7 protein-coding genes and 1 pseudogene are annotated in these 10,039 nt (G+C 46.7%); 1 reads left to right on the top strand and 7 read right to left on the bottom strand.

Going from position 1 to position 10,039, the window contains the following annotated elements:
- The 4 genes and pseudogenes from NC996_RS27680 to NC996_RS27665 form a co-directional block, all read right to left on the bottom strand.
- Positions 1 to 323 (bottom strand): transposase (locus NC996_RS27680; protein ID WP_339380435.1); only part of this gene is annotated, 323 nt, incomplete at its 3' end.
- The gene (locus tag NC996_RS27675; RefSeq protein ID WP_190688321.1) at positions 304 to 771 is read right to left on the bottom strand and encodes a winged helix-turn-helix domain-containing protein; all 468 of its coding nucleotides are present in this window, start codon (positions 769 to 771) and stop codon (positions 304 to 306) included. The genes NC996_RS27675 and NC996_RS27680, both read right to left, overlap by 20 nt.
- A gap of 107 nt (positions 772 to 878) precedes the next feature.
- Positions 879 to 1,422, bottom strand: a pseudogene (locus NC996_RS27670) (transposase).
- A 2-nt stretch (positions 1,423 to 1,424) separates the two neighbouring features.
- Complete coding sequence (locus NC996_RS27665; RefSeq protein ID WP_199303263.1) at positions 1,425 to 1,709, bottom strand: transposase; 285 nt, start codon at positions 1,707 to 1,709, stop codon at positions 1,425 to 1,427.
- A 1,148-nt stretch (positions 1,710 to 2,857) separates the two neighbouring features.
- Here NC996_RS27665 and NC996_RS27660 point away from each other — a divergent pair.
- Entirely contained in the window at positions 2,858 to 5,998 is a 3,141-nt protein-coding gene (locus NC996_RS27660; protein WP_190688318.1) for an MFS transporter, read from the top strand.
- 68 nt (positions 5,999 to 6,066) lie between these two features.
- Here the strand turns inward: NC996_RS27660 and NC996_RS27655 are convergent, their stop codons facing one another.
- From NC996_RS27655 to NC996_RS27645, 3 genes are all read right to left on the bottom strand, one after another.
- Complete coding sequence (locus NC996_RS27655) at positions 6,067 to 6,378, bottom strand: chromosome segregation ATPase (RefSeq protein WP_190411315.1); 312 nt, start codon at positions 6,376 to 6,378, stop codon at positions 6,067 to 6,069.
- A gap of 468 nt (positions 6,379 to 6,846) precedes the next feature.
- Complete coding sequence (locus NC996_RS27650) at positions 6,847 to 9,006, bottom strand: tetratricopeptide repeat protein (RefSeq protein WP_190688326.1); 2,160 nt, start codon at positions 9,004 to 9,006, stop codon at positions 6,847 to 6,849.
- A gap of 147 nt (positions 9,007 to 9,153) precedes the next feature.
- The gene (locus tag NC996_RS27645; RefSeq protein WP_190536917.1) at positions 9,154 to 9,321 is read right to left on the bottom strand and encodes a hypothetical protein; all 168 of its coding nucleotides are present in this window, start codon (positions 9,319 to 9,321) and stop codon (positions 9,154 to 9,156) included.
- Positions 9,322 to 10,039: the final 718 nt, after the last annotated feature.

Below are 10,039 nucleotides of genomic sequence, written 5' to 3'. Positions count from 1 at the left end.
ACCTCAATAGAGCGATGATAGGTGGCTCCATCCCAAATCAGGGCAATGCGACTGTTGGGACATTGGCGTTCGAGATATTTGAGAAAGGCAATTGTACCCTCGCTATTGCCAGCTTCGGATGCTTGAATCAGGCACTGTTGAGTGTAAATATTCACCCCTCCATAGTAAGTCTGCTTGCTGCGTTCATTGGTGATGGGAACCTGAATGCGTTCGTTTGTTTTGCCCCACACATACCCGCATAAGTCCCCCCACAACAGATGGCATTCATCCTCAAAGAAGACCACCAACTCACCCGAGACGATTTCATGCCGATGCGTCTCCAACCAAGCCGTAATCTCCTGTTTTTTTCTCTACCAATGCTGGGTCTGCTTTCGGATTGCGCTTTTGCGTTTTCTTCCAGCTAATCCCAGCTTGCTCAAACAGGGTGTAGTAACTTTGCTTGGAGTCATATACCACTTCATACTCCTGTTCAATGTGCGCTTGCAACTGGGCCAGATTCCAGTAATTTTTGCCCTTTAACCAGCTCAGCACCGCCTGCCGTTGTTCCGGTTCCAGATAACCGACTGAGCCTTGATACCCCAGTTTCAACCCAGATACTCCCAACTGTTTGTAACTCCCAGTCCATTTGCTAATGAAACCTGAACTGACACCGAAACTCTCCTCAATCTCTCGATGTTTATACCCTTTGAGAAACATCTGCACTGGTACTGCTCGCTTGAGTTCACGTGCATCTGGATTTGAGTCAATGAAGTCATTCAGGTCTTCTAGCATCGAACCATTTCCAACCCTGTTTGAGTCTTCTCTAGATTCTCATAACTGACTTGGGATTGCTATATGTCCTAGCCAACTGAGAAACGCTATAGAACCCATTTGACATCTTAAGAAGGAGTTGAAAGCCTCTTAATCATTAACCTGATGAAGCAAAGGTTGATTTTGGTCGTGGCATTGGCTAAGGTTCGCTCAAAGTTCTTCACCAGAATCTTACAGCGCTCCATCCAAGCATTCGACCGCTCAATTACCCACCGAGCCACTGCCGGAACAAAGCCAGATTTTCCCTGAGCGGCTTTCTCTTGTTTTGAGGGTTTTGTCGAACGTTCAAACCTGATCTTCGTCATAATCTGTGGATAAATTCGCTCTAACTCTTGCGTTAAATAGTCCAGGTGATAACCGTGGTCTAGCAAGATGGTAATCTTCGGAATATTGACAGGTTTTGACTGAAAATAGTCGATGTTGTCAGACAACATCTCAACGAGTCCCCAAGCATCAGAGACGTTAGCAGGGGTACAGTGTGTAAAAAAGGGAAATCCAAGCGTATCAATAGCGAGATGCATGCTTGATTCCGTTAGTCGCTTTATAAAAACAGTAGCCTTTCGAGTCCACACTGGCGTTACAGGTATTTTTTACCGCTTGAGAGTCGATGATAATTAAGGTTGTCCACTTCGTTTTTTTTTGACCTGCTGGCGGACTTGTCCATGCAAGACGCTCATCAGTTGCTCGAACACCCCTGCGGCTCGCCACTGTTTGTAGTGCCAGTAGACTGTTGAGTAGGGTGGCAAGTCTCTGGGCAAATCACACCAATTACAGCCATTTTTTAGTTGATAGAGGATACCATTGAAGATTTTCCGCTTTGTACAGTTAGACGGGCGAGTCCGCTTCTTCGTGGGTAATATCTGGAGCAACAGGGGTTCCAGGATTATCCCATTCTTCATCGGTGAGGTCACTGGAATAAGGCATCGGAGCAGGGTGAGACGGCTTTGAGTACCTTAATTTAGGCTCCCTAAGATGTCAAATGGGTTCTATAGATATATTGCCTTCTCACATTCTTTTTCCAGCCAAACCGTATTGACTTCTCGCCAGCTTTCAATTAAAGGGACAGAAAATTATTTCTTTGATTTTAAAATTGTTCTTTACGTTTTAACATAATTCAGTTGAGTCTGACGTTTATAAGCATAAAATTGAAAGTTCTAATTAAATCTGCAAAAGAAGATTTAATTAGAACTTTCAATGAACATACTAAAATTGCCAAATCATGAAAACAGAAAAAACTGAGCATATAATTGCTGGGGGTATTGCATAATTAGCTTAAAGATTAAGTTAAAAACCTTAAATTAATTCTATCAAATGGTAATATTGTGGTTAAAATTAGTATTTCCAAAAAAAGTAAAATATTTCAATTCTAACGGATATAAAGAATACCTGTTAGTTTCACAGGCTCTATTTGCACCCGCTTTCAGAAAATGGTCGCTTACTTCACGAATCAGAAACAATCCTGGAACAATGAATTCCTGCTGTTTTCTCAAATTCTAAAAGTTTTTATACCGATAGGGCCTTGCATAAAAGCATCTGATATATTATTTTGGTCGTCAGTATAAGCCCAGAGCTAAGTATCTCTAGCGTCTGATTCAGTTCCTAAAATTTGGATAGAAGATAAACTTTTATTAAAAGTTATTGTTCCACTCCTTAAGTTAAACTGTACGTCATGGTTTCGGAGCAGATCGCCTAGATAATGGTGCTTATGGAAAGAAGCAGCAGCGTGTTTTAGGAAAAGGTCTGCAAATGTAGTTTTATTGCTCGCGGCTTACTCCCTTACTCTCTCCATCCTGCCACAGGTATACATTTCAGACCTCAGGAGGATGCTTTGTAGTGACCGATTCGACGATTCTGGCGTACAGAGAGGAGTTAGGCGATACATACAGAGTAACTACTTAAGTAGATGAGTACAAAGAAACCAGAAAGATAATCACTCGTTTTTTTGACAAACGGGTGTTTCAGAGTGTGGTCTTTTTTGCAGATTTTGACCACTCAACATACCTTAATTTATAATTTGCGCGGGATTTGCTTTGAGGAAGAAAATATCATGTTTGAGAGTACGGGAATACTCATGGGAATGTACAAAACCCTATTTTGGCTCGCTCAAGTTACACCAGTCGATCCAACGGTGAATACTCCAGAAGAAGCGGCACTTGTCTTTTCAGGGCCTCAATTTTTTGTAGCGCTGATTTCTGGGATAGTGTTAGCTTTTGCGTTGCAATTATTGTTAACCAACCTCTCAGTCGCCGCCGGGATCTCTTACTTGGGGCATCAATCAGATTCAGATTCCGATCGGGATGAATCTGGAAGTTTGGGAGGGACAATTCGCAAAATAGGGACAGCAGTCGGAATTTGGACGCTGGTGACAGTCACCATTGCGTTAGCGATCGCGTGTTTCCTGGCAGTGAAACTGAGCTTGATTAGCAGTGGCGGCTTGGGTGCCATTATCGGTCTGGTAATTTGGGCAACCTACTTCTGCCTGCTATTCTGGGTAAGTTCAACGACAGTGGGATCGTTAGTGGGTTCAGTTGTTAATACTGCAACCAGCGGCTTCCAAGCAATTGTCGGCACAGCAACCGCAGCAATCGGCGCACAAGCTGTAAATAATCAAGTTGTGTCAACCGCAGAGGCAGCAGCAGCAGCTGTGCGGCGAGAACTGGGATCGGGAATCGATCCTGCCAGCATCCGCGAGACGCTGGAGGATTATTTAGGGTCCTTGCGTCCCCCTGAACTCGATATACAAAAGATTCGGGGTGAATTTGAAAGATTGCTCAACGACCCGCAACTAAAAGCGATCGCTAACACCGATAATCTTCGCAACATCGACCGCCAAACATTTGTAAATTTGGTAAGCGATCGCACAGACCTCTCGAAACGAGACCTTAACCGCATCGTAGACCAACTCGAAGGCGTATGGCGGCAAGCCGTGGGATCGCGAGAACAACAAACCGATCGGATGGGCGAACTGCTCAACTATCTCAAGTCTGCACAACCGGGTCAAGTGAAGTCAGATGATATCAACGCCAAACTCGACCAGCTGATTGCAGAGACGCGCGACTCTAAAAAAGCCGATCAAAAAGCAGCCGACGACGCAGCTCCTGGTCCAATTCAGCTAAGCGTTCAACAGGGTTTAACGACCCTCATGGGATTAGCAATGGGACGCACGGATCTCTCAGATTTAGATGTGCAAACCATCTTAAGTTCCCTTTCTAAAGCTAAAGACAAAGTAACCGAGCAAACCGACAAACTAGCGACTCAAGCAGGAGTTAAACCAGAACTCCCCTACAGCACCATTCGAGCAGATGTAGACAACTACCTGCTCAACACGTACTCCTGGCAGATTACCCGACCAGGACTTAACCGGGAATTCAAAGAAGTCATCTACGACCCCCAAGGAGATCCGGGGACAATTCGCCGGGAATTGGAGCAACTAGACAAGTCATATTTTGCCAACCTGTTGCAACAACGGGGCGTCTTTACCCAAGACAAAATCAACGACATTTCCGATCAATTGGAAGGCATCCGGCAAGAAGTTTTGGTGACAGTGCGAGCAGCTGAAGAAGAAGAAAGGACGCAAGACCTGCGCCGCCGAGTTGAAGATTATATCCGAACAGCACCCAAGACAGAACTGAGCGCAGAAGGCGTTAACGACAATTTCAAAAAGGTGCTAGAAGACGCAGATGCCGACCACGACACCCTTGAGCGTCGTCTTGCTTTGTACGATCGCTATGCCTTGATGCAATTGCTGCGGGGACGCGAAGACATCGGCGAGACAGAAGCTGACGCGATCGCTACGAATTTAGAACAATCACGCGATCGGGTGCTGATCGAATCCCAAGCCCTCCGAGACCGAATCCAATCGGAAACCGAGGCAGTGTGGCTCAATTTAGAGTCCTATCTGCGGAACACTGGCAAAGACGAACTGAATCCTGAAGGCATCCAGCGAGATATCAAAACTCTCCTGAACGACCCGCAGGCAGGAATGTGGGCACTTCGGTCGAGAGCTTCTCGCTTTGACCGCGATACCTTAGTCCAGCTACTGAGTCAGCGACAAGACTTGAGCGAGGACCAGGTAAATCAAATCATCGATCAGGTGCAACATTCTTGGAGCAGCGTTGTCCAAGCACCGCAAATGGTCGTAGATAAAGCCAAAGAGCAGGTAGACAAAACCAGCACGGCTCTAGCAGATTACCTGCGGAACACTGGTAAAGACGAACTGAATCCCGAAGGCATCCAGCGGGATTTGACCAGGCTGCTCTCCGATCCCAGAGAAGGTGCGACGGCACTGCGGCAACGGCTATCTCAAGTAGACCGCGATACCCTGGTGAAGCTACTGAGTCAACGGCAAGACCTAAGCGAAGAGCAAGTAAATCAGGTCATCGATCAGGTGCAGGGTACGATCAAAAACATCGTCAGAGCGCCTCGTCGCCTTGCCACCCGGACGCAGGCACAAATCCAAGATTTCCAAAGCACGCTACAAGACTACCTGCGGAATACTGGCAAAGACGAACTCAACCCAGAAGCAATTAAGCGCGATTTGCAGTTGTTGCTGCACGATCCGCGCACCGGAGTTGAGAGTCTGACCGATCGCCTATCTCACATCGACCGCGACACGATGATCTCTCTGCTGTCGCAACGGCAGGATATCTCTGAGGAAGAAGCTGCCCGAATTGTGGATCAAGTCCTCTCGGTACGCGATCAATTTGTGGAGCAAATTCGCAGCATTCAACGGCGAATTCAACAGACGATTGACGGGATTTTTGCTCAAATTCGCAACTACCTCAACTCGCTGGATCGCCCAGAACTCAACTATGACAGCATCAAGAAAGATGTTCGCAAGTTGTTTGACGATCCGCAAGCTGGGTTTGATGCCTTGCGCGATCGCCTCTCCCATTTCGATCGCAATACTCTGGTTGCCATCATGTCTTCCCGCGAGGACATCTCCGAGGAAGATGCTAACCGGCTCGTCGATCAAATTGAAGGCGCACGCAACAGCGTCCTGCAACGGGTGGATCGCCTCCAACAGGAAGCGCAACGCCGCTTAGACGAAGTGAAGTATCAAGCGCAGCGGCAGGCAGAAGAAACTCGCAAAGCTGCTGCCTCTGCCGCTTGGTGGCTGTTTGGTACGGCAACTGTGTCTGGAATCGTTTCCGCGATCGCTGGCGCTTTAGCCGTTTCCGGTCGTTAAAGTTACCGATTTTCTCCGCTAATCCATAAACGTAGGGGCAGGATTGTTTTCCTGCCCCTACTGCTTTTTTATAAGCCCAACATCCGGTTAACTTGCTCGGAAGTTAAGGGTTTAGGCGAAATTTTGGGATCGTAGTCTAGCTGTCGCAAGCGATCGCGTAGAGCTTTAAAACTCGTCGTCTCCAGCAATACCAAATTCTGATATACAGATTCTTTTGGCATTTCCACTCTTAAAATCACATCTTGTAGCTTTTCTTGTTCTATCGCGTGTAAAATTTGCTTGCAAAATAATTCACGCTTCGACACCTGAGTTAATGTCACTAAATACCAATTTCTTTGGACAGGAACATTCGGTGAATCATCTTGAGGTATGTTCTGCACGGTATAGATTTAGGGATATTGGGTGACGGCAAATTGATGGAGGGAACGCTAGGGACACGGCATGGCAGTGCCCCCACTAAGAAGAATAAACTGGCTTCAACCATTTATAAAAATGGTTTCAATTAGCTTTAGGCAATTAATAACTCATTAAAACTTTTGAAAGTCATTATTAACAAGTCAGCAACTAATTCAGCCTCCAGAAAATATTTCATAGCTTCATTCCCCACAATAGTGTAGCAGGAGTCAGGGAAAGCTTCATTTTCTTCAATATCTTGGAATAAATGAAAATAATTTTTCGTTAGCAAGATCGCGATTTTGCTTTAGATTCCAAGCTCTAGCACTGCTAAATGATTTCCAAAGAAGAAATCCCCGACTTCTCTTGAAGTCGAGGATCTGAAGGGCTAACGTCTCACAGCTCAAATGGATTGCGATTTCTACACAAGCAGATTGATTCAGTGCATTGGAAAATTACAACCGCCGCAGTAATTCTGGCAACAGCTTACCCGGAACCTTAGAAAGGGCGAGATTTTGACCTTGTAAGCCACGTTCGCGGAAAAACGCCCGGATTGTCTGCACAACATAAGACAAAGTGGATTCGTAGGCATCAGGTTGAGCGCTAAAACCCCGCAACGCTTGTAAATGGTTGTGTAACGCTGCCTCTAGATGCTCTAACAGGGAACCCTGAGCCAAAGCGAACTGCTTATCCGTTGCCATCTGGTAGTGAGCCAGCCCCAAATTATTGTAGGTGGCAGAGGCATCAAACGTAACCGGGACTGGGGGAGTGTTTTGGCTCAGCCGATGGACAAGCGCGATCGCAGTTTCATAGGCTGTAATACACGACTGCAAATATTCCTGTCGCGCTTCCACCTTCGTTTCTATCTGGCTTGCTAAATGCCAGTAAGCCGTACCTAAATTATTCTGCGTCGCCGCACAAGCTGCCGGGACTACATCGGGCGTCCGATATTTTAGTCCATTCAAGTAAGCGTCGATAGCAAGTTTTAAATAGGTCGCAGGTTGTTCGTACTGGGCGAGATTCCAGTAGGCGGTGCCGATGTTGTTTTGCAGCATTGCCCAGCTAAGCGACTCTTGCTCCGGATTGTAATACAACAGCGCTTCTGTATAAGATGCGATCGCTTGTTGCAAGTTTGTCACCGGCTGCTGCTGCTGTGCTAAATGCCAGTAAGCCGTACCCAAATTATTGTGCGTCGCCGCATATTTGAGCGGCTCCATCTGGGAAGGACGATAGCGCAAAGCTTCTTGATAAGCGCCAATCGAGTATTGCAAGTTCTGGGCAGCATCTCGATAACGAGCCACTTCTCCGTATGCCGCCCCCAAATTATTTTGAATCATGGCATAGGTGTGGGGCGCTTCATCGGGATTGAAGGTGGTTAAAGCGGTTTGATACGCTTGAATCCCTTGCTCCAGATAGACAAGCATCTCCTCGACTTTGCTTGGATAGCGAGCTAGCATCCAGTAGAGATTGCCCAAGTCATTAAGGGTATCCGGTACCAGCGGCGAATCTGCCTCTAGCCAACTCAATGCCTGTTCGTAAGCTTGGATGGCAACGATCAGGTTTTCTTGCGAGGTATTCGATTGTTCGAGTTCAATTAGATCGCGGTAATGATTCCCCAGCCTCAGATAAGCTTCAGCAAGTGCCTCTGGCGGACAGGATTGCTGCTGTAATTGAGCAATTTCCTGCAACGATTGCACCTGAGGCAGATTCTTAATCGCCTGATGAGGGGCTTCAGGATGGGAAGGATGAATGAATGCTGATTCATCATTCTTTGCTTCTGATTCTTGCAGGGGAGAAGGACTCGTTGGCAGATTTGTTGCCGGATGCTGAGATTCCTCTCCCGGAGGCGTCGCTTGTACCTCTTCCTTACCAGAATCATTGCCTGAAACTGGATTTTCCGAACGGGTTTCGCTATATTTCGCGAAGTCGCGGTTCAGAATGTGCCACAGATTTTCTTGAGGTACAGCCGTCTCTTGCTCAGCCGCTTGTTCGCGGGGCGCTGAGAATTGTAGAGACGGATACCACGTCTCTTCTGATACAGGCGTGGGTTCCCCTTCAAACTCAAATAAGCCGGTGTGACACCGCCAAAACTCAGGTGCCGACTGCTGAATCGCCCGGAACCAAGGGCGAGGCATCCACAGCAACAAGCTAGATTCTAAGCGCGGCAAACTGCGCTCAATTCCCCTGAGAGAGCGCAGAAATAATCCCTGTACCGTTGCTGGCTGCTTGGTTAATAGTTCCACCCCCAAAATTTGAAATCCGGGTGGGTTGTTGTCAGGGGGTGGGTATTTGGCTAACCAGCGATTGATCTGAGCGATGGGATGCGGCTGGCTCAAGTTTAAGTTCAGGCTAACCAGTCGGGGGTAGCCTTGGAAGGAGCCAGGATTCGGCAGGAAAGACGAATGAGTGCGATTGGACTTGTTTCTTCTTCCGTCTTCCGAAATCGCCAATTCTGCGTGTAATCGGGCAGCCAGACGATTTCTCAGGGTGAGGTCGTCGCATACCGCCACAAAAATTTGGCGACGCAAACCAAGACTCAGCGCCTGTTTCAATCGCTGATAGATGATCCGGTTTCCATCGGAAATTTTTCGGTGAGCGGTATCCGTCACCGTCATGCTGGCAGGGTAGTGTCCGTTGGCTTGTGGCACCGACGTTTAGGAAGGATAAATAAGGGACTGAGGGCTGTTTGGGGGGGTTTGGAACCCGCCCATTCGGACTGGGTACTAGAAAACCAATTCAGTTAGTAGGAGAACCGAATTCAACTATGTCATTTTGTCGGTGTCATTTTGTCGGTTGGGGGCGTGGAGGGGTGAGGTACGAAACCCAACACGGCAAATTGACTGCTGAATCAGTACCGATAAAAATTCTTGCCTATCATCTTGAATCCGACTTCTGCCTTTTTTGAGAAGTGGATACCCATTTCTTCCCATTCCAGTTGCCTGGGTCAGGATTAAACGCAGCTTTTATCTATCCGCCAAAAGGATGATTTTAGATTTCATCTTTTTGAGCGATCGCAATTTCGCATAGCCGTAGCTCTGCTGGCAATCGCTGTATCGCTCGTTACATCCTCTACTCGACAGTTCCTTTTCATCAGAAGATGTGGGAATTGCCGACGATGGAAAAAGGCTAACTTAGATCGCGATCGAGAGGCTTTTCAGAAAATATTTAAAAAGCGTCAAATTTGCCAGAGAAAGCAGAAGAAAGATTTAAATAGAAACAGACAGGTATTGGCGATAATTCAGGCTTTTCGCTCGAGATTTTCCATGAATTTTAGCTATATTATTTATTATAGTGACAATTGCTCTATTATTCTGCCGCTACGAATAAACTTGAAGTTTCGTAAAGCGGTTTCAAGTGACTTGAGAGACTAGCTTCGGGAAATGGCACCTAGAAAAGCAAATAGCGTCACGATTCTCAGGGCAAGCGTCATGATCGAAATCGATAAGTCGATAATCTGGTGCATCCTGCCGATTGGGTGCTAATTTGCACTAAAAGGAATTCCCTAAAAAAATAGCGATGTGCCATCGTTGGGAGCCATTAAACTTAATCGGAAATAAGAGGTTGTAGAGAAAAGTGGGATCGTTTCTATTCCTTTCACCCTAAGCTGTCACCAGCTAGCGATAGCTGAGACGGAAGTTGTGCAATCCA

Source organism: Trichocoleus sp. ST-U2, from assembly GCF_039961875.1.
GTDB lineage: Bacteria > Cyanobacteriota > Cyanobacteriia > Cyanobacteriales > FACHB-T130 > FACHB-T130.
This window is presented reverse-complemented; position numbering and strand designations above follow the sequence as displayed.